The organism is Lysobacter koreensis (assembly GCF_042677045.1).
Classification (GTDB): domain Bacteria; phylum Pseudomonadota; class Gammaproteobacteria; order Xanthomonadales; family Xanthomonadaceae; genus Lysobacter_K; species Lysobacter_K koreensis.
Window position 1 is genome coordinate 904,469 of sequence record NZ_JBHTIH010000002.1, and the last position, 23,508, is coordinate 927,976.

Consider the following 23,508-nt stretch of genomic DNA (forward strand, 5'->3'; position numbering starts at 1 on the left):
CGTTCAGTCCTTCAACGTCGCGGTACGCTCGCGGCAGTGCGCCACGCAACCGGCGATCTGCGCCAGGTCGTCGAATCCGTACCAGAACACCGTCCACTTCTCCTGCTTGATGCAGCCATCGGCTTCGCCGAAGTAGAACGGGTTGACCGCATTGCCGTTGCGCGAGCGCCAGAACAGCCGCGGGTTTTCTTCGCGCATCACCTGCCACACCGCGCGACCCAGGCCCTCGCCCTGCGCCTCGTCGAGCACCGCGAACTTGTCGAGGTAGGTGGTGCCCTCCTCCTCGGTCAGGATCACCGCGGCGCGGTAGTTCTCGCTGACGTAGGCGCGGAACAGGCGCGTGGTCTCGAAGTAGTCCGGCAGCAGCTTGCGCCCGAATGCCGACTCGACCAGCTCGCGCAGCCGACCCAGGTCGAGTTGCTCCCACGAGGTCGCCTGCAGCACGCGTTCGCCGCGCCGTACCAGCGTGCCGGAACCGCGGTGGGTGAACAGCTCCTTGGCCAGTTCGTCGGGCCTGGTGATCGACACCGACGACGACAGCGGCAGCGCCATCAGCAGGTCGTGGATCTGCTCGATCTTGACCCGCATGCCCGAATGCAGCCACGGCTGCTGCAGCAACTCGGCGTACTCGGTGCTGAGGTTGATCGAATCGATCACCTGGCCGTCGCCATCGAGCAGGCCGCCGGTGCCGGTCAGGAACACGATCTTGTACGGCTGCAACGCCTTGATCAGCTCGTTCGCGGCCCAGTCGGCGTTGACGTTGACGATCTGGCCATCGGCGGTTTCGGCCAATGAAGCAATCACCGGGATCGAGCCGACCTTGATCGCGGCCTGGATGCCGTCGGCATCGATGCGCACGACCTTGCCGACCAGGCCGTAGGTCGCGCGGTCGAGGTAGTCGGCCTCGAACACGCCCGACTGGATCGAGGTCGCGCGCACGCCCTGCTCCTGCAACGCCTCGACCAGCTTGAGGTTCTCCTGGCGCATCACCCGGCGGACCACGGCAAGCACGCCGGCGTCGGTGACGCGCAGGTTGTCGACGGTGCGCTTCTCGATGCCGGCGGCCTCCATCTCCGCGTCCAGCTGCGGCCCGGCGCCATGCACCACGATCGGGGTCAGCCCGACCTGCTGCAGGAACGCGAGCGACGACACCAGCGCGTCGAGTTCGTCGCGCAGCACCGCGCCGCCGACCTTGACCACGGCGAAGCGCGCCGCGTCGAGCTGCGAGAAGCGCTTGAGGTACTGCTGGATCTCCTTCGCGCTGGCCATGTTGGACAGCAGGCGGACGATCGTGGTGCGCAGATCGGTCATGGTCGGCAGCAGCTCAATTCGACGGGGACGGAAGATGCCCCCGATCGCCCTCGCGGACGATGGGGGCAGGAACAACGGCGGCAGGCACGTTAATCAGCGGGCATCCAGCAGGCGTTGGTAAGTGAGCGCGGCGCGTTCGAGTTGCTCGAGCGCTACCCACTCGTCGGCGGTGTGCGCCTGGGCGATGTCGCCGGGGCCGTAGACCAGCGCGGTCATGCCGGCGGCGGAGAACAGCGAGGCTTCGGTCCAGAAATCGACCGCGTTGCCGATCGGCAGTTCCAGCGCGTCGGCCAGGTCGCGCGCCTCGAGCCGGCGCTCTTCCGCTGCGGCGACCCCGCCCGCCGGCAGCGACGGCCCGCGGAAGGTTTCCTCGTAGCGGTCGACCGCGCCGGCTTCGGCCAGGGTGCCGAGGTGTTCGTGCAAGGCATCGATCGACATCGACGGCAGCGGGCGGAAGCCGAAGCGCACCTCGGCGCTGGGCGCGATCATGTTGGCCTTGATGCCGCCCTCGATTTTGCCGATGTTGAAGCGCAGCCCGGTCAGACCACCGAACCGCTGGTGCGACTGGCTGTCGACGAAGTCCAGCGCGCGCGATCCCCAGCGCATCGCCTGGTGCAAGGCGCTGGCCTGCATCGCGTTCGCGCCGGAGGCGTGGCCGGCGCTGCCGCGGAACGTCATCAGCACCGAGCTGATGCCGCGGTGCGCGAGCACGGCCTCGCACATGGTCGGCTCGGCGACGATCGCCTCGCTGAAGCCGTGCTCGCGGCCGAGGAAGGCGGCGATGCAGCGCGCGTCGTTGGCCTCCTCATCGGTCGAGAACAGGAATGCCGCGTCGCTGCGCGTCGTCGCAGCGGCCGCCAGCAGGCCCGCGGCCGCGCCCTTGATGTCGCAGGCGCCCAGGCCGATCGCGCGGTCGGCGGTCACGCGCAGCGTGAGCGGATCCGCGCTCCACGCCGGCGAAGACGGCACCGTGTCCATGTGCACGTTGAACACGCGGGTCGGATTGCCGCGCACGGCCAGCATCGACACTGCGCCCTCGCCGTGGTCGACGACGTCGATGCGGAAGCCCGGCAGCTGCGCGCGAAGGTAATCGAAGACGCCGCCGGTGCCGATCTCGCGCGGCGGGTTGCGGGTGTCGAACGACACCAGCGCTTCGAGGTGGCTGAGGACCGAATCGAGCACGTCAGTTCTTCCGGTTGATCTCGGCCCACAGCGTGCTGCTCATGCCGAACAGCTTGATGAAGCCCTCGGCCTCGGCCACGCCCCAATCCGCCGCCTGCGCGTAGGTCGCGCCCTTGGCGTTGAGGATGTGCTTCGACTCGATCGCGACTGCGGTGACGGTGCCGCCGTGCGTTTCCAGCACCACTTCACCGCTGACGGTCGCCTGGCTCGACGCCAGGAACGCCTCGAGGTCGGTCTTGAGCGGGTCGTGGAAGAAGCCCTCGTACACCAGCTCCACCCACTTGCGCGCGACCTCGGGCTTGAAGCGGTTCTGCTGCTTGCTCAGCACCGCCTCCTCCAGCGCCCGGTGCGCGGTCAGCAGCGCGGCCAGGCCGGGAGCCTCAAAGATGATCCGACCCTTGAGGCCGATCGTGGTGTCGCCGGTGTACAGGCCACGGCCGACGCCGTACTGCGCGAACAGGCCGTTGAGCCTGGCGAGCATCATGTGCCCGGGCAGGGTTTCGCCATCGAGCGCGACCGCCTCACCGTGCTCGAACGCGATAGTCACGCGCAGCGCCTGCGCCGGCCATTGCGCGCGCGGCTTGCACCAGCCGCTCGCGCCCTCGCCCGGTGCCTGCCAGCGGTCGATCTCGCCACCGGACATGGTCAGACCGAGCAGGTTCTCGTTGATCGTGTAGGCCTGCTGCTTGGCGCGCACCGCGAAGCCGCGCGACTCCAGGTACTGCTGCTCGTAGGCGCGGACCTCGGTGTGCTCCTTCTGGATCTCGCGGATCGGCGCCACGATCTCGTAGTCGCCGAGCGCCTTAACCGCCAGGTCGAAGCGCACCTGGTCGTTGCCCATGCCGGTGCAGCCGTGCGCGATCGTCTTGGTGCCCAGTTCCTCGCAGCGCCGCAGCGCGGCCTCGACAATCAGATACCGGTCAGACACCAGCAGCGGGTACTGGCCCTGGTAGCCCTCGCCCGCCCACACGAACGGCTTGACGAAGCCCGACCAGATCGCCGGGCCGCCGTCGACGGTGACGTGCGAGGCCACGCCCAGTTCGGCCGCGCGCTGTTCGATGAAGGCGCGCTCCTCGACATCGACGCCGCCGGTGTCGGCGAACACGGTGTGCACGTTCCAGCCGCGTTCGCGCAGGTAGGGCACGCAGAAGCTGGTGTCGAGGCCGCCGGAGAAGGCGAGGACAATGTCTTGGTTGCTCATGGCGATCTTCCAGAAGTTACTGATGAGCCAACGTGGCCATGATCGCCTTCTGCACGTGCAGGCGATTCTCGGCTTCGTTGATGGCGATGCACTGCGGCGAATCCATCACCGCGTCGGTGGCCTTGACGTTGCGGCGCAGCGGCAGGCAGTGGCTGAAGACGCCGTGGTTGGTCAGCGCCATCTTGGCTTCGTCGACGATGAAGTGCTTGTACTGGTCGCGGATGGGTTTTTCCGGCTCCCAGTTGCCGAAGTACGGCAGCGCGCCCCAGCTCTTAGCGTAGACCACGTCGGCGCCGGCGTAGGCGCTGGCGATGTCGTGACTGACCGCCAGCGAGCCACCGTTCTCGGCGACGTTCTGCTCGGCCCAGCCCATGTAGCGCTCGTCCAGCACGTACTCGGGGGTCGGGCACAGCAGGGTCACGTCCATGCCCATACGCGTGGCAATGGTCAGCGCGGAATTGGCGACGGCGGTGTTGAGCGGCTTGGGGTGGTAGGTCCAGGTCAGCACGAACTTCTTGCCGCGCAGGTCGGTGGTGCCGAAGCGCTGCTGCAGCGCCATCACGTGGGCGAGTTCCTGGCACGGGTGGGTGATCGTCTCCATGTTGATCACCGGCACCGGCGAGTACCGGGCGAACGCGTTGAGCACGCGGTCCTGGCGGTCGACCGCCCAGTCGACGAACTTCGGAAACGCGCGCACGCCAATCAAGTCCACGTAGCGGCCCAGCACCTGCGCGACCTCGGCGATGTGCTCCTCGGTGTCGCCATCCATGACCGTGCCCAGCTCGAACTCGATCGGCCAGGCGTCCTTGCCCGGCTGCAGCACCACCGCATGCGCGCCGAGCTGGAACGCGCCGAGCTCGAAGCTGGTGCGGGTACGCATCGAGGGATTGAAGAACACCAGCGCGATCGAGCGGCCCTTGAGTTCGTCGCCGAACTTGTCGTGCTTGAACGCGGCCGCCTGCGCCAGCAGCGCGTCGAGCTCGGCGCGCGACCAGTCCTGGGTGTTGAGGAAGTGTTTCAGGGCATGTTTCATCGGGGCAATCCGGTCGTCGATGCGGTGGAGGCGGGGCCAGAACGCAAAAAAGCCCAGCGCGGAGGCTGGGCTTTTCGTGTGTCACTTCATTTCACGAAGGGGCGCGAACGCCGTCAGCCAGCCGGGGAAGGAGGCAACGGTCGACGCGCGCGCGAGGTCATCCCCGCCGCCATGTAGGCGGAGGTAAGGATGTCGGCGTCGGCGCGCAGGGTGTTCATCAGGGGGCGAATGCTCGCATGCGCCGCCGCGACGGCGCAAGCGCGTGGGTGCTCAGCGGCCACGCGCGCCGGCGACCACGGGGGTCACCGATATCCGGATCCGCAGGCGGTTGCCCGGGTCTTCGGGCAGCCGCGACCGGTATTTCGCGCCCTTGTAGGTGTAGTCGACGTCGTAGGCGATCGGCCGGCGGAACTCGCGCTCGACCGGCACGGATCGGCAATTCGATGCGTCCTCGGCCGCGCGGGCGAGCACATCCTTGACCGCACCGACCACGCGCGACAGCCGCGAATCGTCGCCGACCGGGCTCTGGTCGCAGCGCTGCTCGACCCGGGTCGCGGTCAGCGTCTGGTAGACCGGGGTCACGCGCAACACCTGGGCGTAGGCGAAACGCACGTTCTCGGCCTGGATCACCGTGTTTTCCTGGGCACCCGCGTTGCCGGAACCAACCACCACGAGCATCCCGATCACCAGGGCGAGCAGCGAGGTCGGCGGCGGCAGGGCGAGGTGAAGGGGCAAGTCGGTGGGCTCGATGGCGTGTTCATCTAGTGTATGCGGCGCAGGGTCCGACGGGCTGAATCGCCGCTGTCGTGGGCGCCGCCGGCTAGAATGCGCGGATACTCCAGCGCGCATTACAGCGCACAAGCGCCGCCACCCCATGAGCCTGCACCTGTTCAACAGCCTGACGCGACGGGTCGAACCTTTCGCGCCAACCGATCCCGCTCGCCCGACGATGTACGTGTGCGGGCCGACCGTCTACCACTACGCCCATATCGGCAATGCACGCGGCCCGGTGGTGTTCGACGTGCTCGCGCGCGCGCTGCGGCGGCGCTACGGCGCCCTCGCCTACGCCCGCAATATCACCGACGTCGACGACAAGATCAACGCCGCGGCGCGCGAGCAGGGGCTGCCGATCGCGGCCATCACCGACCGCTTCGCGGCGATCTACCGCGAGGACATGGCCGCCCTGGGCGTGCAGCCGCCGGACATCGAGCCGGAAGCCACCGGCCATATCGCGCAGATCATCGCGATGATCGAGCGCCTGATCGCATCGGGCAACGCCTACGCCGCGGAAAGCCACGTGCTGTTCTCGGTCGCCAGCTTCGCCGGCTACGGCAAGCTCTCGCGCCGCGACCCCGACGACATGCTGGCCGGGGCGCGCGTCGACGTCGCGCCGTACAAGCGCGATCCCGGCGACTTCGTGCTCTGGAAGCCGTCGACCGACGACCTGCCCGGCTGGGAGTCGCCGTGGGGCCGCGGCCGCCCGGGCTGGCACATCGAGTGCTCGGCGATGGCCGCCGCGCACCTGGGCGAGACGATCGACATCCACGCCGGCGGCGTCGACCTGCAGTTCCCGCACCACGAGAACGAGATCGCGCAGAGCGAATGCGCGCACGGCGGCAAGGTGTTCGCGCGCTGGTGGCTGCACAACGGCATGCTCAATTTCGCCGGCGCCAAGATGTCCAAGTCGCTGGGCAACATCGAGAAGATCCACGACCTGCTGCGTGCTCATCCGCCCGAGGCGCTGCGCTACGCGCTGCTCTCGGCGCACTACCGCCAGCCGCTGGATTGGTCGGATGCGCTGATCGAGCAATGCGTGCGCACCCTCGACCGGCTGTACGGCACGCTGCGCGATCTGGGCGACGCGCAGCCCACCGATGCCGTGATCCCGGCCAGCATCGAGGCGACGCTCGACGACGATCTCAACACGCCGCAGGCACTGGCCGAACTGGCGCGGATCGCCGCGGAGGCACGCAAGGCCGAATCGGCCGCCGACAAGGCGCGACTGAAGGGCGAACTGCTGGGCGCTGGCCTCGCGCTGGGCCTGCTGCAGCAAGCGCCCGCCGCCTGGTTCGAACGCGGCGCACAGACCGGCGACGACGCGCGCATCCATGACTTGGTCGAGGAACGCAATGCCGCCAAGCAGGCGCGGGATTTCGCCCGCGCCGACGCGATCCGCGCGCAGCTCGCCGAAGAGGGGGTACTGCTCGAGGACACCGCGCAAGGCGTACGCTGGCGTCGGGCGTGACGGACGTCGCCCGTCATCCCTGCGTCCGACTGGACTTCCTTCGGTCAAGAGCACGGATCCAGCGACTTGAGCTGCTCGCCCGCAGAAGTGAAAGGCACTGGGTTCCCGCTTGCGCTGGAACGACGAGCAGGCGCTACTGAAAGTGATCCGACCAGAGTTGACGCCGTGACCGACACCCCCTTTCCGCTCGAACCCACCACCGCCGACGCGCAGGCCGCGATCCGCGAGGAGTTCGCGTTCTTCGGCGACTGGTCCGAGCGCTACCAGTACCTGATCGACCTTGGTCGCAAGCTGCCGCCACTGCCGGAGGCGTGGAAGACCGAGGAGCATCGCCTGCACGGTTGCCAGTCGATGGTCTGGATCGTGGCCGAAGGCGACGCGGAGCGGCTCGACTTCCACGCGATCAGCGACTCGGCGATCGTCTCGGGCCTGGTCTACCTCGCCCTGCGCGTGTACTCGGGCCGCAGTGCGGCCGAGATCGCCGCCACCGACGCCGACTACATCGCCGAAATCGGCCTGGCCAAGCACCTGTCGCCAACCCGCAGCAACGGCCTGGCGGCGTTGCTGGCCTTCATCCGCGAACGCGCCCAGCAGCATCTGTGAGCGCGTCGTCGCAGCCATCCGGCACCGCGACCGCGCCAGATCCCGCGATCAGCGCCGCCGCGCTGCTGCGCAACCCCGGCTTCGTCGGCCTGCTGTCCTACCGCCTGCTGGCGATGCTGTCGTACCAGATCGTCGCCGTCACCGTGGGCTGGCACGTCTACCAGCTCACCCGCGACCCACTGGCGCTGGGCCTGATCGGCCTGGCCGAGGTGATCCCGTACTTCTGCTTCGCGCTGTTCGCCGGTTACGCGGTCGACCACCTGCCGCGGCGCAAGCTGGGCATGCTCGCGTGCGTGGGGCTGGGGCTGACCGCGCTGCTGCTGGCCGGTGTCGCCACGGGCACCGTGCCGGCATTCGGCACGCTGACGATCTACGCCGCGGTCGCGATCGGCGGGCTGGTGCGGGCGTTTTTCGCGCCGGTCAACATGGCGCTGTTCGCGCGCGTGCTCAAGCGCGAGGAGTACGCCCGCGGCGCGGGCGTGAGCAGCGTGGCGATGCAGAGCGGGCTGGTGCTGGGGCCGGCGCTGGGCGGGGCACTGGTGGCCTGGAGCGGCACCCCCACCGCCTACCTGGTCGCCGCCGGCTTCGCCGCGGCCGCTGCGGTCGCGATCATCACCCTGCGCGTCACCGAGCCGCCCGCGCCGGCCGAGCGCGCGCCGGTGTTCCAGAGCATCGGCGAAGGCCTGCGCTTCGTGTTCAACAACCAGTTGGTGCTGGGCGCGCAGGCGCTGGACATGTTCTCGGTGCTGTTCGGCGGCGCGGTGGCGCTGCTGCCGGCGTTCATCGCCGACGTCCTGCATGCCGGTCCCGAGGCGTTCGGGTTACTGCGCGCGGCCCCGGCCGCGGGCGCGGTCGTGGTCGGCCTGTGGCTGGCGCGGCACCCGCCGCACCGCCACGCGGGCCGGCTGCTGCTGTGGGCGGTGGCCGGGTTCGGCTTATGCATGATCGGCTTCGCGCTGTCGCACTGGTTCTGGCTGTCGGCGGCGATGCTGCTGCTGTCGGGGATGTGCGACGGGGTGTCGGTGGTGCTGCGCTCGACCATCCTGCAGCTGTCGACGCCGGACCACATGCGCGGCCGGGTGTCGTCGATCAACGGCATCTTCATCGGCTCGTCGAATGAACTGGGCGCGTTCGAATCCGGCGTCGCCGCGCGGCTGATGGGGCTGGTGCCGTCGGTGGTGTTCGGTGGCTGCATGACCCTGGGCGTGGTCGCCGCGACCGCGAAGCTGGCGCCGAGGCTGCGCCGGCTGGATCTGCGCGAACTGCACTGAGGCGGGAGCCCGCCGGCTGCGTGTAGGTCCGAAGGACGTCCGCTTGGGGGACAAGCGCCCTTGCGATGAGGACAGCCACGAAAAAGCCCCGCAATGCGGGGCTTTTTCGATAGCGGGAGCGACGATGGAGCTAGTCGCCCATCTGCTTCTGCAGATGTTCCCAACGCTCCTGCGCGTCGATCGTGCGCTCGGCGGTGAGGCGGGCCTCGAGACGCTCCAGGCCGATCTCCTCGCCGGTATCGGCGCAGTAACCGTAATCGCCGTTGTCGACACGCTTGAGCGTGCTGTCGATCTTGCTGATCAGCTTGCGGTAGCGGTCGCGGGTGCGCAGTTCCAGCGAGTTCTCGGTCTCGCGGGTCGCGCGCTCGGCCTCGTCGCCGACGTCGCGGACTTCGTCCTTGAGGTTCTCGATGGTCTGCTTGGACTCCTCGACCAGATCCGCACGCCACGACAGCAGGCGCTGGCGGAAATACTCGAGCTGCAACGCGCTCATGTATTCCTCGTCCGCGGCCGGCTTGTAGCCGTTCGGGACAACGGGACGCCCGGTGGCGTCATCGATCTTGTACTGCACGACTTTCACCTTGCCTTTCGGCGCGGGCACCTGCGGACGGGCCACAAGCGCCACTGCAACTTTGCCGACCGGACGCGGCTTCGCGAGCGGTGCGGGCTTGACGACGACTGCGGGCTTCGCCACCGGCGCCGACTTCTTGACCGAGGCCGGCTTTTCCGCCTTGGGCGGCTCCACGGCGGGTGCGGGAGCCACCGGCGCGGTCTTGGTGGCCGGCCGCGCGGCAGGCTTCTTGACCACGGTGGGCTTGGCCACGGGCTTGCTGGCCGCAGCCGCGGGCTTGGCCTGCACTGCCGGCTTCGCCGCTTGCGGCTTCTTGGTCGCGACCGGCAGCTTCGTCGGCGCGGCCTTCTTCGCTGGCGCTGCCTTCTTGGCGGGCGCGGCGACCGGCTTGGCAGGCTTGGCGACCGGCTTTTTCGCCGGAGCAGGCTTCTTGGCGACGGGCTTCTTGGCTGGCGCAGCCTTCTTGGCAACGGCTTTCTTCACCGGCGCCTTCTTGGCGGCGGGCTTGGCGGCCACTTTTTTGGCGGCCGGCTTCTTGGCCACGGGCTTCTGCGCAACCGGTTTCTTGGTGGCGGGCTTGGCGACTTTCTTGACGGGCTTCTTTGCGGGTTTCTTCACTGCCACGAGCGACTTGTCCTTCTATTCCCTTGTGACGGGAAAGCGCGCTGTTATACCCTGCCCCGGCACCTGCGGCAACCGCACCACGACGAACTTTCCACGCTGCTTCCCGGGGTTTTGCGTGCAGGCGACGCAATGCTCGCCAATCAAGCACTTGCGAGCCACTTTGCGCCGACTCGCAGGCCCAACTCGGCAACCCGACCGGCCTCGTCCGATCCTCCCGTTCCGGCCGATGGCCGGAAAATTCTGTGGGAATCGCGCCGTGGCCACCGCATGATGGATCCCCGGCATCAAGACACCGTGATCGAACGCCTGCTTATCGCCATGCTCCGCGGCTACAAGCGGTGGCTCAGTCCGCTGCTCGGGCCGCGCTGCCGCTTCCACCCCACCTGTTCGGAGTACGCGATGCAGGCGATCGCGCGGTTCGGCGCGCTCAAGGGCGGTTGGCTGGCCGTGCGGCGCATCGTGCGCTGCCACCCACTGCACCCCGGCGGTCACGATCCAGTGCCACCCCCCACTCCCTGACGACAGGTCAACCCAATGCCCTCCAATGAAACCCTGATCGTCAACGCCCGCCTGGTCAACGAAGGCCGCGAGTTCGACGGCGACCTGCGCGTCGTCGCCGGCCGCATCGACCAGATCGGCAGCGGCCTGGCGGCCCGCGGCAATGAAACCGTGGTCGACGCCGGCGGCCGTCGCCTGCTGCCGGGCATGATCGACGACCAGGTGCATTTCCGCGAACCGGGCATGGAGTACAAGGCCGACATGGCGACCGAGTCGGCGGCCGCGGTCGCTGGCGGCCTGACCACGTTCATGGACATGCCCAACACCAGCCCGCCGACGCTCGACGCCGACGCGCTCGAGGACAAGTACCGGCGCGCGCACGGCCGTGCCTGGGGCAACTACGGCTTCTACATGGGCGCGAGCAACGACAACCTGGCGGCGATCCAGCGCCTCGACCCGCTGACCGCGCCGGGAGTGAAGGTGTTCATGGGCGCCTCGACCGGGAACATGCTGGTCGACGATCCGCAGGTGCTCGACGGCATCTTCCGCGACGTGCCCACGCCGATCATCACCCACTGCGAAGACACCCCGATGATCGACGCCGAACTGGCCCGCTACAAGGCCAGGTACGGCGACGACATTCCGCCCGCGTGCCACCCGGACATCCGTTCGCGCGAGGCGTGCAAGAAGTCGACGGAGCTGGCGATCGCGCTGGCGCGCCGGCACGGCACCCGCCTGCACGTGCTGCATATCAGCACCGCCGACGAGCTGGCGCTGTTCGAGACCGGCCCGCTGATCCGCGCCGACGGCAGCCGCAAGCAGATCACCGCCGAGACCTGCATCCACTTCCTGCGTTTCGACCGCGCCGACTACGAGACCCTCGGCCACCTGATCAAGTGCAACCCGGCGATCAAGGACCCGGCCGACCGCGAGGCGCTGATCCAGGCGCTGGCGGAGGACGTGATCGACGTGCTGGCCACCGACCACGCGCCGCACACGCTGGAGGAGAAGGCGCGGCCGTACACCTCGGCGCCGAGCGGCCTGCCGCTGGTGCAGTACGCGCTCAACGCCGCGCTGGAACTGGTCCACGAAGGCCGCCTGACCACCGCGCAGGTGGTGCAGAAGTTCGCGCACGCGCCGGCGCAGCTGTTCGACGTCAAGGAGCGTGGCTTCCTGCGCGAGGGCTACGCCGCCGACCTGGTGCTGGTCGACGACACGCCATTCACCGTGCGCCGCGAGGACGTGCTGTCCAAATGCGGCTGGTCGCCGTTCGAGGGCCGCACGTTCCATTCGCGCATCGCCTCCACCTGGGTCAATGGCGTGCTGGCTTGGGATGGCTCGCAGCTGGTCGGGGCGGCGCAAGGCCAGCGGCTGGCGTTCGCGCGATGAAACTGCTGCTGCCCGGCGCGGTGCTGCTGCTCGCCGCTTGCGCCGGCTCGGCTGCACAGCGCGCCACCGCCACGCCCGCGGCCGACCCGCCGCTGCCTGCCACCGCCGGCCCCTCCGCGAAGCCGTCGCCGGCGGCCGCGCCGCGCGGCGCTGGGCGCGCCGTGTTTCCCGGATCGGTATCGCAGGGCGCGCTGGTTCTGGGCCGCGTCCCGGCCGGCAGCGTGGTGCGCTACGGCGGCCGCGAGTTGCGCGCCACGCCCTACGGCACGGTGGTGTTCGGTGTCGGCCGCGACGAGGCCGGGCCGCTGCGGCTGGAAGTGCTTGGCCCCGAAGGTCGCCGCGACGCGATTGCCATCGCGGTCACGCCGCGTGATTGGCCGGTGGAGCGCATCGACGGCGTGCCGCCGAGCACGGTCAATCCGCCGCCGGCGATTGCGGCGCGGATCCAGCGCGAACAGGCGCAGGTGGTGGCCGCGCGCGCGCGCGACGACGCGCGCGCGGATTTCGCCCAGGACTTCGTCTGGCCGGTCACGGGGCGCATCAGCGGCCGTTTCGGCAACCAGCGCGTCTACAACGGCACGCCAAAGTCGGCGCATTCGGGCATGGACATCGCCGCACCCAACGGCACCCCGGTCAAGGCGCCCGCCGCGGGCGTGGTCACGTTCGCCGCACCCGACTTGTACCTCACCGGCGGCACGCTGCTACTCGACCACGGCCACGGCGTGAGCTCGAACTTCCTGCACCTGTCGCGGCTCGACGCCAAGGTCGGCGAGCGCGTCGCGCAGGGCCAGGTGATCGGCGCGGTTGGGGCTACCGGGCGTGCGACCGGTCCGCACCTGCATTGGGGGATGAATTGGTTCGACGTGCGGATCGACCCATTGCTGCTGCTCGAGCGCGAACAGTAAAACGTCCGCACACCGCGCGCTGCGGCGCGTTCGGCATCGCGGAAACCGCACTCTCCCGAGGCGCGGTTCGACGTGCGGATCGACCCGCTGCTGCTGCTCGAACGCAGACAAGAGTTTCCGCGGTAGTTCACCTGCACCGCGCGCTGCGGCGCGTTCGGCATCGCGGAAATAGCATTCCCCTACGGCGCGGTCAACGCGGCAGCAGCGCCTTCTGTTCCTGGGTGACCGAGCCGACCGCGTGGCCGCTGACGCGGTCGCGGCCGGCGGCCTTGCTGGTGTAGAGCGCGGTGTCGGCGCGCACCAGCAGGCTCGAGGCGTCCTCGTCCGGGGCCAGTTCGGCCACCCCCAGGCTCAGCGTGGCCTGCAGCAAGCGGCCCTCGATCGACAGCGGCCGGCAGTTGATCGCCGAACGCAGATTCTCGGCCACGCCGCGCGCTTCGGCCAGGCGTGTGTCGGGCAGGATCACCAGCATCTCGTCGCCGCCCCAACGCCCGAACTGGTCGTAACGGCGCAGCCGGTTGCGGGTGCGCAGGGCGATGATGCGCAGGCATTCGTCGCCGATCCGGTGGCCGTGCTTGTCGTTGATGTGCTTGAAGTGGTCGACGTCGAAGAACACCAGCGACAGTGGCAGTCCGCTGCGGCGCGCGTCCGCGACCGCGGCCTCGAGCCGCTCGGAGGTGGCCGGACGCGACATCGCGCCGGTCAGGGCATCGAATGTCGCTAGCCGGCTGGCCTGGTCGCGGTCGCGGCGCAGCTGCTGGATGTTGTCGGCCAGCCCGACGGTCAGCACCAGTCCGGCAAGCGCGAAGCCGGCGGGAAACGCGACATCGACCCAGTCCGGGTTGATCCACAAGCCCAGCCGTTCGCCCACGTGCAGGATCACCAGCAAGAGCATCGGCAACCACGCCACCAGCAGGAAGTACGCCGGACGCTGGCCGCGCCACGAGCCGACCACGCTGGCGGCGAATACCGCCGCGGTCGCCACCAGCACCGCCAGGTTGCCGATCGTGGCGATGATCGCCGCGCCGCTCACGAACGTCACCAGCAACAACGCCGCCAACACCGCATTGCACCCGTGCAGGACGCGCATCAGGCCCGGCTGCCGCTTGGGCAGGTCGAGGTAGTGGGCGATGAAGCTGATGCTGGCGATCGCCGAGACGAAGCCGAACAGGCGGCTGGTGCGCGGGTCGGCGCCCAGCAGGTCGGCCAGCCAAGGCACCGCGCGCAGTTCGCCGCCGATGGTGACCAAGCAGAACACCTGCGCCAGCAGGGTGACCATCAGGAACCCGTAGCTGCGTTCGCCGATGCCGATCCACAACCCCAGTGCGAGGATCGCGATCACCAGCAGCGCGGCCAGGACCGCGGCGCGCCATCCCACGTGCACCAGATCCTTGCGGTGCACTTCAGAAAGCGGTTCGATCGCCAGCCGCATCGGCAGCGAACTGCGCACGTCGATGCGCAGGTCCACGTGTTGGCCGGCAGCCAGGCCCTTCGGCAGCGGCACGACCAGCGCCCGGGTCGAGTAGCGCCGGTCGGCATCCCGGCCCAGCATCGCGCGCCGGACCGGCATCGCCTGCCCCGGCAGCCAGGCTTCGACGGCGTTGAGGTAGGGGGTCTGCAATACCAGTTGCGGGGCGTCGGTGGCCGCGATCGGCTGCAGCGCGGTCACCCGCCACCAGTGCGGACCCTCGGTCGCGCTACTTATCGTGGGGGTGGGGACGGCCACGAAGCGGGCGTCGTGGTCGCCGCCGATGACGCGCGCCGCCGGCGGATCATCAGGCAAGTGAGACAGGCGAAAGGTCTGCGCCGGCAGTGCCGCCGCCACCCATAGTCCCGCGATCAGTACGACGGCCTGCCCCCACCGCCGCGCCAGGGTCCCCATAACCCATCCCGACACCGTGCCTACGGGCAGCATAGCCCAATGGCAATGGGCGCAAGCGCGAACTTTTCCCGGTATCGGCTAGGCGCGCGCACCCTCGCCGGTCACCCGCGCCACAGCGTCGTGCGCGTGCAGGCTCTCGAAATGGGCGACGTCGGCCTCGAAGCGCTCGATCCGCGGGTCGGATGACAATGCGGCCGCCACGCGGCGCGCGGCGTCCTCGCAGAACATCAGGTTCTCGGCGTTGAGGCGCGCGAACGCCTGCTCGTCTTCGCGCTTGACCGCGGTCTGCACCGGCGTGCCGAGCGACTGCTCGACCGCGTCGATCAGCGCGGCCAGCGGCAGTTCGTCGAACGCCGGACGCAGCTCGACCCGGATGTCGGCACGGCTGCGCTGGGCGTGCGGGGTCGCGGCCAGGCCGCGATCGGAGGCCAGCCACTCGTGGATCGCGGTCGCCAGCGGCCGCGCATCGGCGAAGTCCTCGACGAAGCGGTCAGCGTTGGCCTGCCGCGACAGCGCAGCCGAGGCGGGACAGGTGCTCGAGTATTCCACCGCGAACCGCAGGCCCAGGCGCAGGTGCCCGTCGACCAGGGTGGCGTCGATCTCGACCGGGTAGCGCTTCCACCCCGCGTTGTCGCTGGCCAGCGCTTGCCGCAGCAGCAGGTGCCCGTAGCGCAGCACCAGCCGGGCGCGGCTGGACAGGCCGCCCTGGCTGTCGACCAGGGTCTGCAGCACCCGGCGCAGGCCGGCCGGAGTAACCGTTTCGGTGGCGAACGCGTCCTGCAGCTGCAGGTACATGCGCGACATGTGGATGCCGCGCGCGCTGGCATCGCGCAGGTCGACGGCGACATCGACCGAGGCCGCAACCTGGATCGGCTCGCCATGGCCGGAGGCCACGCGCAGCGGCAGCGCGAGGTTGGCCATGCCGACCCAGTCGAGCGGACGCGCCGCGGCGGCGGCATCGAAGGCGACGTCGGGCAGGCGGCGCGGGGTGGGGGAAGTGGGAGTCACGGCAACCAATCTGGGGGCAGCGAGGGGGATCGCAACGCCCGCCATTCTACCGGCCCCGGGGGATCGGCCCGGTCGCGGCGCTGCAACACTGCAATCCGCGGCGTCCGGCTTGCCGATCCAAATGGCGGCTAGACGCTACGCAAGGACGAGTCCGTCGCAAGCGTAGCCTTACCCATGGCGGGCGGCGCGCCAAGCCGTCCACAACGCGCGCCACGCCGACAGCGGCCGGTTCGCATCGCCTCGCTGCAAGCGGGCCAACGCCAGCGCCGCCCACACGCGCCGCGGCCGCGGCGCATCGCAGGCGCTCGGCCAGCGCTGTTGCAGGGCCTGGGTCCATTGGTCGACGCCCTCGCCGTCGCCCGCGCGCGCCAGCACGTCTAGCGGCACCGCGGCCGCGGCGTCGTGCGACAACCGCTGCTGCAGCAGTTGCCCGCCGATCAACCTGGCGCTGCCGTCGCCATTGCCGAACAACGCCGCATCGACCGCCGACGCCGCGTCGGCAAACAGCTGCAAGGCGGCGAACGCCTCATCCTCATCGTGCGGCCGCGCGCGGCTGCCCTGCAAGGCCGGCAGGCTGGCGGCCAGACGCGCCCACGGCGCCGGCTCGCGTTGCAAGGCGATACCGAGCGGGTGGCGGCGGGCGCCGCGCGACCAACCGTGCAGCTCTTCCTGCCACCAACCCAGCTTGGCCTCGCCCGGGCGCGGGTCGCTGCCCGCCCAGGCCGCATCGGTAAGTTCCTGCTGCAACGCCGCCCAGGCCAGGGCCTTGGCGCGTTGCGACGGCAGCACGAACACCTCGGCGACCGACCACTCCGGCCAGCGCGCGCGCCACTTGCCGACAAAGGTCGCCAGCGCGTCGGCATCCGAAGACGCCGGCAACTGAGCGTCCGGAGCCGTCTCCGGTACCGGCCCGCTATTCATCGCGTCGCCGGCCACGCGCCCGGATCGCACAACGCAGCGGCTTCTTCGACCAGCACGTCGCCTTGCCATGCGGCCGGATCGTCTTCGGGCAGCCGATACCCCCACAGCGCGACCACCGATGGCATCCCCGCGGCGCGCGCGGCAATGATGTCGCGTTCGTCGTCGCCGACGTACACGCACTGCGCCGGATCGATGCCGATACGCTCAGCCGCGACCGTCAGCGGCAGCGGATCGGGCTTGCGTACTGGCAGGGTATCGCCGCCGATCAATACCGCGCAGCGCGCCTGCCAACCCAGCAACGGGATCAGTTGCACGGCGAGGTACTCGGGCTTGTTGGTGACGATGCCCCAGACGCTGCCCGCCGCCTCGAGCTGCGCCAGCATCGCCTCGACGCCCGCGAACGGCGTGCCGTGTCGGCCGAGCTCGTGCTGGTAGTGGGCGAGGAACTCCGGGATCCAGGCATCGCGCAACCCGGCATCGGCCTGCGGAAAGGCCGCGCCGACCATCGCGCGCGCGCCTTTCGACACGTGCGGTCGCAACTCGTCCAGCGGCATCGGCGGCTGGTCGCGCTGCGCGCGCATCAGGTTGACCGCGGCGAGCATGTCTGGCGCGCTGTCGAGCAAGGTGCCGTCCAGGTCGAACAGCACCGCCTGCGGAAACGTGGCCATCGACGACTGCGTCATTCGGGTTTGCGCGCGCAGGCCAGGTAGTTGACGTCGGTGCGGCCGATCACGCGCGCGGCATTGCGCCACGGCTCGTACATCAGGCCGCTGACGTCCTCCAGCTGCAGGCCGGCGCCGCGCAGCCAGGCGCCCAGTTCCGATGGCTTGATGAAGTCGCGGTACTGGTGGGTGCCCTTGGGCAGCAATTGGGCGACGTACTCGGCGCCGACGATCGCCAGCGCGAACGCGGCCGGGGTGCGGTTGAGCGTCGACACGAACAGCCGGCCGCCGGGTTTCAGCAAGGTCGCGCAGGCCTCGATGACCGATCCCGGGTCGGGCACGTGCTCGAGCATCTCCATGCACGTGACCGCGTCGAACTGGCCGGGCATCTCCTGCGCGAGCGACTCGACCGACTGCAGCCGGTAGTCGACGCTGACGCCGGTTTCCAGCCGGTGCAGCCTGGCGATCTTGATCAGCTCCGGGGCGAGGTCGAGCGCGGTGACCTGCGCGCCGGCGCCGGCCAAGGCCTCGCTGAGCAGGCCGGCGCCGCAGCCGACGTCGAGCACGCGTGCGTCGCGCAGCGGCGTGCGCTCGGCGACGTAGCCCAGCCGCGCCGGGTTGAGCGCGTGCAGCGCCTTCTGCGGGCCGTGCGGGTCCCACCAACGGTTGGCGAGCGCGCCGAACTTGTCGAGTTCGGCCTGACTGAAGTTGCTGTCGTCGGCAGGGGTGTTCATCGGGGCCTTCAGGTGAGCCGGATCGCGGCGATGCGCGAGCGCCATTGCTTCGCGTTGGCGATCAGCGCGGCGGTGTCGATGTCGACCAGTTCCCGGCCGCGCAGCTTCGGCACACCGGCGATCCAGACGTCGCTGACCTGGTGGCGGCCGGTGGCGTAGACCAGCTGCGAGATCACGTGGTGCAGCGGCTGGGTCTCGAGCTGGCCCAGGTCGACGCAGGCCAGGTCCGCCTGCTTGCCGACCTCGATCGAGCCGACCGCGTGCCCGAACCCGAGCGCGCGCGCGCCGCCGAGCGTGGCCGCGCGCAACGCGCTGGCCGCGTCGAGCGCCGAGGCATCGTCGGCCACCGCCTTGGCCAGCAGGGCGGCGGTGCGGGTCTCGCCGAACATGTCGAGGTCGTTGTTGCTGGCGCAGCCGTCGGTGCCGATCGCCAGGTTGACGCCGGCGCGCTGCAGCTTGCCGGCTGGGCAAAAGCCCGAGGCGAGCTTGAGGTTGGATTCGGGGCAGTGCACGACGCTGACCCCGCGCTCGGCGCACAGCGCGATCTCGGCGTCGCTGAGCTGGGTCATGTGCACCGCGACCAGGCGGTCGTTGACCAGGCCGAGCCGGTCCATCCGCGCCAACGGGCGCTGCCCGTGCAGCTTCAGCGAGTCGGTGACTTCCTGCGCGGTCTCGTGGGTGTGCAGGTGCACCGGCACGTCGAGCACGTCGGCGAGCATGCGGATGCGTTCGAAGTTCGCATCGGACACGGTGTAGGGCGCGTGCGGCGCGAACGCCATCGCCACCAGCGGGTCGTCGCGCCACTGGTCGTGGACCTCGCCGGCGCGATCGAAGTACTCGTCGTCGGACTTCGCCCACGCGGTCGGGAAGTCGATCACCGGCAGCCCGACCCGCGCGCGGAAGCCGTGGCGCTTGTAGACCGCGGCCTGCACGTCGGGGAAGAAGTAGTTCTCGTTGGCGCAGGTGGTGCCGCCGCGCAGCATCTCGGCGATCGCCAGGGTGACGCCGTCGGCGACGAACTCGGGGCCTATCACCGCGCCCTCGATCGGCCAGATGTGGCCTTGCAGCCACTGCATCAGCGGCAGGTCGTCGGCGACGCCGCGCAGCAGCGTCATCGGGTTGTGGGTGTGGGCATTGACCAGGCCGGGGATCAGCGCCGCCTCGGGGCGCGACACGGTTTGCGTCGCGACGAAGCGGGCGCGTGCCTCTGCGACCGGCAGCAGCGCGACGATCACGCCGTCGCGGATCGCCACGGCGTGATCCTCGAGGACCACGCCATGGGGTTCGACCGGCACCACCCAGCCCGCTTCGATCAACAGGTCGCAGGGCTGGGGGTGGGTTTCGGTCGTCATCGGCTTCGGCTTTTCCGCTCGTCATTCCAGCGAAAGCTGGAATCCATTTTGACTTTCGTTGTTGCTGTCATTCCGAACGAAGTGAGGAACCTGCTTCGCCTGCCAGAGCCGAGAGCAGGTCCCCCGCTACGCTCGGGATGACGCATTGGCAAAGCCGTGCGCATGGCGCACGGACCAATGCGTCACTTCGCGCGGCTTTCGTACTCGCCGGTGCGGGTGTTCACCTTGATGATCTCGTCCTGGCCGACGAACAGCGGGACGCGCACGACCGCACCGGTCTCCAGCGTCGCCGGCTTGCCGCCGCCGCCGGAGGTGTCGCCGCGCACGCCCGGGTCGGTCTCGACGATCTTGAGCTCGACGAAGTTCGGCGGCTGCACGGCGATCGGCACGCCGTTCCAGAGCGTGACCACGCAGGCTTCCTCGCCCTTGAGCCACTTGGCCGCGTCGCCGACGCCGGTCTTGTCGGCCTGCACCTGCTCGAACGACTCGGGCTGCATGAAGTGCCAGTACTCGCCATCGGCGTACAGGAAGTTCATGTCGGTATCGACCACGTCCGCGGCCTCGAGGTCGTCGGTGGCCTTCATGGTCAGCTCGACCACGCGGCCGGACTTGATGAAGCGGTACTTGATGCGGGTGAACGCCTGGCCCTTGCCCGGCTTCACGTATTCGGTCTCGGTGATGATGCACGGCTCGTTGTTGACCAGGATCTTCATCCCGTTCTTGACGTCGTTCATGCCATAGGTCGCCATGCGGAACTCCTGCACATTAATTAAACGGGTACGGCGCCGGCCGTCGCATCGGCAACGGGCGGCTAGAATGTCGGGCTGCGTCGCGGCCATGGACCCCAGATGGGGCCCGGATGCAACGGAAAACCGGACCCGCATGATACCTGCAGCCCAAATCGGCATACAGCCTGTCTCAACCCAGCCTGTCTCAACCCAGCCCGCCCCGTCCCAGCACGCGCCCCTCCAGCCGCGCTGGCAGCAGCTTTGGCGCGACGCGGTGCGCGAGCCGCGCGAGTTGCTGGCGATGCTGGGCCTGGACGCCACGGCGCTGGCGTCGGACGCCGCCAGCGCGCAGTTCCCGCTGCGGGTGCCGCGCGGGTTCGTGGCCCGGATGCGCCACGGCGACCCGGCCGACCCCCTGTTGCGCCAGGTACTGCCGCTGGACGAGGAACTGCGACCGGTGCCGGGCTTCAGCCTCGATGCGGTCGGCGACAGCCAGGCCAAGTCCGCCAACGGCGTGATCCAGAAGTACCGCGGCCGCGCCCTGCTGGTCGCTACCGGCAGCTGCGCCGTGCACTGCCGCTACTGCTTCCGCCGGTATTTCCCGTATGCCGAAGAAACCGCAGCAGCAGGGGGATGGCAGCAGGCGGTCGAGTTGATCCGCAACGACTCCACGATCGACGAGGTGATCCTGTCGGGTGGCGACCCCTGGTCGCTGGCTACCCAGAAGCTGGCGGAACTGACCGACGCGCTCGCCACCGTCGGCCACCTCAAGCGCCTGCGCGTCCATACCCGCCTGCCGGTCGTCCTGCCCGAGCGCGTCGACGAAGCTCTGCTGGCCTGGATGCGCACCCTGCCCTGGCCGGTCACGGTGGTGCTGCACGCCAACCACGCCAACGAGTTCGACGCCCATGTCGATGCCGCGCTGGCGATGTTGCGCGCCAGCGGCGCCACCTTGCTCAACCAGGCGGTGCTGCTGCGCGGCGTCAACGACTCGGTCGAAGCACTGGCCGCGCTGAGCGAGCGCAGCCACCAGGCCGGCGTGCTGCCCTACTACCTGCACCAGCTCGACCGGGTGCAGGGGGCCGCCCATTTCGAGGTCGACGATGGCACCGCCCGCCAGCTACACGCCGCGCTCACCGCACGTCTGTCCGGATACCTGGTGCCGAAGCTGGTCCGCGAGGTCGCCGGCGACCCCGGCAAACGCCCGTTGTAGGACGGTTCGCATGGACGTGCACGCGCGCTTCGTGTCATAACCCGCGACCAAGGGAGGTGACGAATGCAATTGGGTAAAGACATGGTGCTGCGCCTGCTGATCGTCGATGACAGCGTCGAGGCGGCCGAGGCCATCGTCAGCGGGCTGCGCAACCACGGCATCGCGGTGCGTCCGACCCGCCCGGAAAGCGCGGACGAACTCGCTGCCCTGCTCGCCGGCCAGGCTTTCGAGTTGCTGCTGGCCGCGCGCGACGCGCGCAGCGTGGCGGTCGAACAGGTCATGCAGGCGGTCGCCGCCAGCGGCAAGGACCTGCCGGTGCTGCTGTTGCTCGACGGCGTCGACGACACCCGCTTGCTGGAGGCCCTGGCGCTCGGCGCCCGCGCGGTCGTGCTGCGCGACCGCATCGACCAGATCCACAGCACGATCAAGTCTGAGTGGGAGGACCTGGAGGCCCGCCGCGCGCTGCGCAAGCTCGAGGCCCAGGTGCGCGAGACCGAACGGCGCTGCGATTCGCTGATCGAATCCTCGCGCGACCCGATCGCGTACGTGCACGAAGGGATGCACATCCGCGCCAACACGGCGTACCTGGAAACCTTCGGCTACGACTCGTTCGAGGACGTCGAAGGCATGTCGCTGCTCGACATGATCGCCCCTCAGCACGTCGACGGCTTCAAGCAGCTGCTCAAGCAGATGTCCAAGGGCGAGCCGCCGCCGCCGCGCTACGAGGTCGAGGCCCGCGCGCTCGACGGCAGCCATTTTCCGGCGGTGATGGAATTCACCCCCGCCAGTTACGAGGGCGAGAGCTGCCTGCAGGTCGTGTTGCGCCGCCAGGAGTTCGACCCGGAACTGGCGCGCGAGGTCGAGGAGCTACGCCAGCGCGACCAGGTCACCGGACTGCTCAACCGCGCCACCTTCCTGCGCGCGCTCGAAGACGCGGTGGCCGACGCCGGGCAGAACGCCAGCCACCACGGCTTGCTGCTGATCGAACCTGACCACTACGCGCAACTGGTCCGCGAACTGGGCCTGGATGCGGCCGACGGCCTGATCGCCGCCTTCGCCCAGCGCCTGCGCAACGCGATCGGCCCCGACGACGTGGTGGCGCGCTTCGGCGAGCACCAGTTCGCGGTGCTCAGCCGCGACAGCGACCACCGCGCCACCTCCGAGCGGGCCGAAGCGGTGCGCACTGCGTTCGCCGACCACGTGCTGGAGGCCGCCAGCCGTTCGCTCAACGCCACTGTCAGCATCGGTGGCGTGCAGATCGGCGAGAAGATCGCCAGCGTCAATGCGGTGCTGGGCAAGGCCGCGCAATGCCTGCAGTCGACGATCGCGGTCGGCGGCAACCGCAGCGAACTGTTCGATCCGGGCGCGGTCGACCGCGCCGAGCAGGAGCGCGTCGAGGCATGGGTGACGCGCATCCGCGACGCACTCGATGCCGACCGCTTCGTGATGCACTACCAGCCACTGATCAGCCTGCACGGCGACCCCGGCGAGATGTACGAGGCCTACCTGCGCCTGCAGGGCGAGCGCGGCGAACTGGTTCAGCCGATGACGTTCCTGCAGATCGCCGAAGAACACGGCCTGCTGTGGGAGATCGACCGCTGGGTGGTGGGCCGCGCGATCGCGGTGATCGGCGAACGGCTCAAGGCGGGCAAGCGCACCACCTTGCTGGTCAAGATCACCCAGATCTCGCTGCAGGACGACAGCCTGCTCAAGCACATCGCCGAGCAACTGGCCAAGCACGGTGCCGACGGCAGCCTGCTGGTGCTGCAGCTGCCCGAGTCCAAGGTGTTCACCCACCTGCGCCAGGCCCAGGAGTTCCAGGTCGGCGTGGCCACGCATGGGGTGCGGGTCGGGCTGGAGCAGTTCGGCGCGGGGCTCAATTCGTTCCAGCTGCTCAGCCACTTCGATGCGGCGTTGTTGAAGATCGACCGCGGCTTCATGGAGGACCTGGCCAGCAACCCCGAGCACCAGGCGCGGATGCGCGAGATCGCGCAGAAGGCCCGCGAACTGGGAAAGCAGACCATCGGCGACCACATCCAGGACGCGGCGAGCATGAGTCTGTTGTTCAGCGCCGGAATCGACTACGCCCAGGGCCATTTCCTGGCCGGCGCCGGGCCGGAGATGGACTACGAGTTCCAGTAGGCGACCGCGCACACCCTCCCCGGGCCGACGCGC

The 23,508-nt window shown here is 69.5% G+C and carries 21 protein-coding genes; 8 read left to right on the top strand and 13 right to left on the bottom strand.

Features of this window, described 5'->3' with window-relative positions; translation table 11 throughout:
* Nucleotides 1-3: 3 nt before the first annotated feature.
* From ACFQZQ_RS04580 to ACFQZQ_RS04600, 5 genes are all read right to left on the bottom strand, one after another.
* On the bottom strand, nucleotides 4-1,311 hold the full coding sequence (locus ACFQZQ_RS04580) for an acetylglutamate kinase (RefSeq protein ID WP_386811478.1): 1,308 nt from the start codon (nucleotides 1,309-1,311) through the stop codon (nucleotides 4-6).
* Between the two features lie 93 nt (nucleotides 1,312-1,404).
* A complete protein-coding gene (locus ACFQZQ_RS04585; RefSeq protein ID WP_386811479.1) occupies nucleotides 1,405-2,493 on the bottom strand; it encodes an acetylornithine deacetylase in 1,089 nt (362 codons plus the stop codon).
* A 1-nt stretch (nucleotide 2,494) separates the two neighbouring features.
* Nucleotides 2,495-3,694 (bottom strand): argininosuccinate synthase, encoded by a 1,200-nt coding sequence (locus ACFQZQ_RS04590; protein WP_386811480.1) that lies wholly within the window; start codon nucleotides 3,692-3,694, stop codon nucleotides 2,495-2,497.
* A 16-nt stretch (nucleotides 3,695-3,710) separates the two neighbouring features.
* Nucleotides 3,711-4,727, bottom strand: a complete 1,017-nt coding sequence (locus tag ACFQZQ_RS04595) for an N-acetylornithine carbamoyltransferase (protein ID WP_386811481.1) — start codon at nucleotides 4,725-4,727, stop codon at nucleotides 3,711-3,713.
* 270 nt (nucleotides 4,728-4,997) lie between these two features.
* A complete protein-coding gene (locus ACFQZQ_RS04600; RefSeq protein ID WP_386811664.1) occupies nucleotides 4,998-5,405 on the bottom strand; it encodes a hypothetical protein in 408 nt (135 codons plus the stop codon).
* A 196-nt stretch (nucleotides 5,406-5,601) separates the two neighbouring features.
* Here ACFQZQ_RS04600 and cysS point away from each other — a divergent pair, with 196 nt between their 5' ends.
* The 3 genes from cysS to ACFQZQ_RS04615 all read left to right on the top strand — a co-directional run bounded on the left by cysS (nucleotide 5,602) and on the right by ACFQZQ_RS04615 (nucleotide 8,846).
* Nucleotides 5,602-6,972, top strand: coding sequence for a cysteine--tRNA ligase (gene cysS, locus ACFQZQ_RS04605; protein ID WP_386811482.1), 1,371 nt, complete (start codon nucleotides 5,602-5,604; stop codon nucleotides 6,970-6,972).
* 165 nt (nucleotides 6,973-7,137) lie between these two features.
* Nucleotides 7,138-7,575, top strand: coding sequence for a SufE family protein (locus ACFQZQ_RS04610; RefSeq protein ID WP_386811483.1), 438 nt, complete (start codon nucleotides 7,138-7,140; stop codon nucleotides 7,573-7,575).
* Nucleotides 7,572-8,846, top strand: coding sequence for an MFS transporter (locus tag ACFQZQ_RS04615; RefSeq protein WP_386811484.1), 1,275 nt, complete (start codon nucleotides 7,572-7,574; stop codon nucleotides 8,844-8,846). The genes ACFQZQ_RS04610 and ACFQZQ_RS04615 overlap by 4 nt, the downstream gene beginning before the upstream one ends.
* Nucleotides 8,847-8,976: 130 nt before the next feature.
* Here ACFQZQ_RS04615 and dksA read toward each other — a convergent pair whose 3' ends face one another.
* Entirely contained in the window at nucleotides 8,977-10,041 is a 1,065-nt protein-coding gene (gene dksA, locus ACFQZQ_RS04620) for an RNA polymerase-binding protein DksA (RefSeq protein WP_386811485.1), read from the bottom strand.
* Between the two features lie 270 nt (nucleotides 10,042-10,311).
* On the opposite strand from dksA, the gene yidD reads away from it, so the two are divergent.
* Genes yidD through ACFQZQ_RS04635 form a run of 3 tightly spaced genes read left to right on the top strand, consistent with a single transcriptional unit; the run spans nucleotide 10,312 to nucleotide 12,833 of the window.
* Nucleotides 10,312-10,560, top strand: a complete 249-nt coding sequence (gene yidD, locus ACFQZQ_RS04625; protein WP_386811665.1) for a membrane protein insertion efficiency factor YidD — start codon at nucleotides 10,312-10,314, stop codon at nucleotides 10,558-10,560.
* A gap of 15 nt (nucleotides 10,561-10,575) precedes the next feature.
* Nucleotides 10,576-11,928: a dihydroorotase gene (locus tag ACFQZQ_RS04630; protein WP_386811486.1), complete on the top strand. Its 1,353-nt coding sequence runs from the start codon at nucleotides 10,576-10,578 to the stop codon at nucleotides 11,926-11,928.
* Nucleotides 11,925-12,833 (top strand): M23 family metallopeptidase, encoded by a 909-nt coding sequence (locus tag ACFQZQ_RS04635; RefSeq protein ID WP_386811487.1) that lies wholly within the window; start codon nucleotides 11,925-11,927, stop codon nucleotides 12,831-12,833. The genes ACFQZQ_RS04630 and ACFQZQ_RS04635 overlap by 4 nt, the downstream gene beginning before the upstream one ends.
* Before the next feature lie 190 nt (nucleotides 12,834-13,023).
* On the opposite strand, the gene ACFQZQ_RS04640 is transcribed toward ACFQZQ_RS04635, so the two are convergent.
* The 7 genes from ACFQZQ_RS04640 to efp form a co-directional block, all read right to left on the bottom strand.
* Entirely contained in the window at nucleotides 13,024-14,616 is a 1,593-nt protein-coding gene (locus tag ACFQZQ_RS04640) for a sensor domain-containing diguanylate cyclase (RefSeq protein ID WP_386811488.1), read from the bottom strand.
* Between the two features lie 177 nt (nucleotides 14,617-14,793).
* Nucleotides 14,794-15,723: a GTP cyclohydrolase FolE2 gene (gene folE2 / locus ACFQZQ_RS04645; protein ID WP_386811489.1), complete on the bottom strand. Its 930-nt coding sequence runs from the start codon at nucleotides 15,721-15,723 to the stop codon at nucleotides 14,794-14,796.
* A 168-nt stretch (nucleotides 15,724-15,891) separates the two neighbouring features.
* Nucleotides 15,892-16,602: a phytoene/squalene synthase family protein gene (locus ACFQZQ_RS04650; RefSeq protein ID WP_386811490.1), complete on the bottom strand. Its 711-nt coding sequence runs from the start codon at nucleotides 16,600-16,602 to the stop codon at nucleotides 15,892-15,894.
* 38 nt (nucleotides 16,603-16,640) lie between these two features.
* On the bottom strand, nucleotides 16,641-17,327 hold the full coding sequence (locus ACFQZQ_RS04655) for a phosphoglycolate phosphatase (protein ID WP_386811491.1): 687 nt from the start codon (nucleotides 17,325-17,327) through the stop codon (nucleotides 16,641-16,643).
* Nucleotides 17,324-18,040 carry a bifunctional 2-polyprenyl-6-hydroxyphenol methylase/3-demethylubiquinol 3-O-methyltransferase UbiG gene (ubiG, locus tag ACFQZQ_RS04660; RefSeq protein ID WP_386811492.1) on the bottom strand — a complete coding sequence of 239 codons (717 nt, stop codon included), beginning with the start codon at nucleotides 18,038-18,040 and terminating at the stop codon, nucleotides 17,324-17,326. The genes ACFQZQ_RS04655 and ubiG overlap by 4 nt, the downstream gene beginning before the upstream one ends.
* A gap of 8 nt (nucleotides 18,041-18,048) precedes the next feature.
* Complete coding sequence (locus ACFQZQ_RS04665; protein ID WP_386811493.1) at nucleotides 18,049-19,392, bottom strand: TRZ/ATZ family hydrolase; 1,344 nt, start codon at nucleotides 19,390-19,392, stop codon at nucleotides 18,049-18,051.
* A gap of 182 nt (nucleotides 19,393-19,574) precedes the next feature.
* Complete coding sequence (gene efp / locus ACFQZQ_RS04670) at nucleotides 19,575-20,141, bottom strand: elongation factor P (RefSeq protein ID WP_386811494.1); 567 nt, start codon at nucleotides 20,139-20,141, stop codon at nucleotides 19,575-19,577.
* Nucleotides 20,142-20,274: 133 nt separating this feature from the next.
* On the opposite strand from efp, the gene epmB reads away from it, so the two are divergent.
* Together epmB and ACFQZQ_RS04680 are read left to right on the top strand one after the other, a co-directional pair.
* Nucleotides 20,275-21,333 carry an EF-P beta-lysylation protein EpmB gene (gene epmB / locus ACFQZQ_RS04675; RefSeq protein WP_386811495.1) on the top strand — a complete coding sequence of 353 codons (1,059 nt, stop codon included), beginning with the start codon at nucleotides 20,275-20,277 and terminating at the stop codon, nucleotides 21,331-21,333.
* Between the two features lie 63 nt (nucleotides 21,334-21,396).
* Nucleotides 21,397-23,475 carry an EAL domain-containing response regulator gene (locus tag ACFQZQ_RS04680; RefSeq protein WP_386811496.1) on the top strand — a complete coding sequence of 693 codons (2,079 nt, stop codon included), beginning with the start codon at nucleotides 21,397-21,399 and terminating at the stop codon, nucleotides 23,473-23,475.
* Nucleotides 23,476-23,508: the final 33 nt, after the last annotated feature.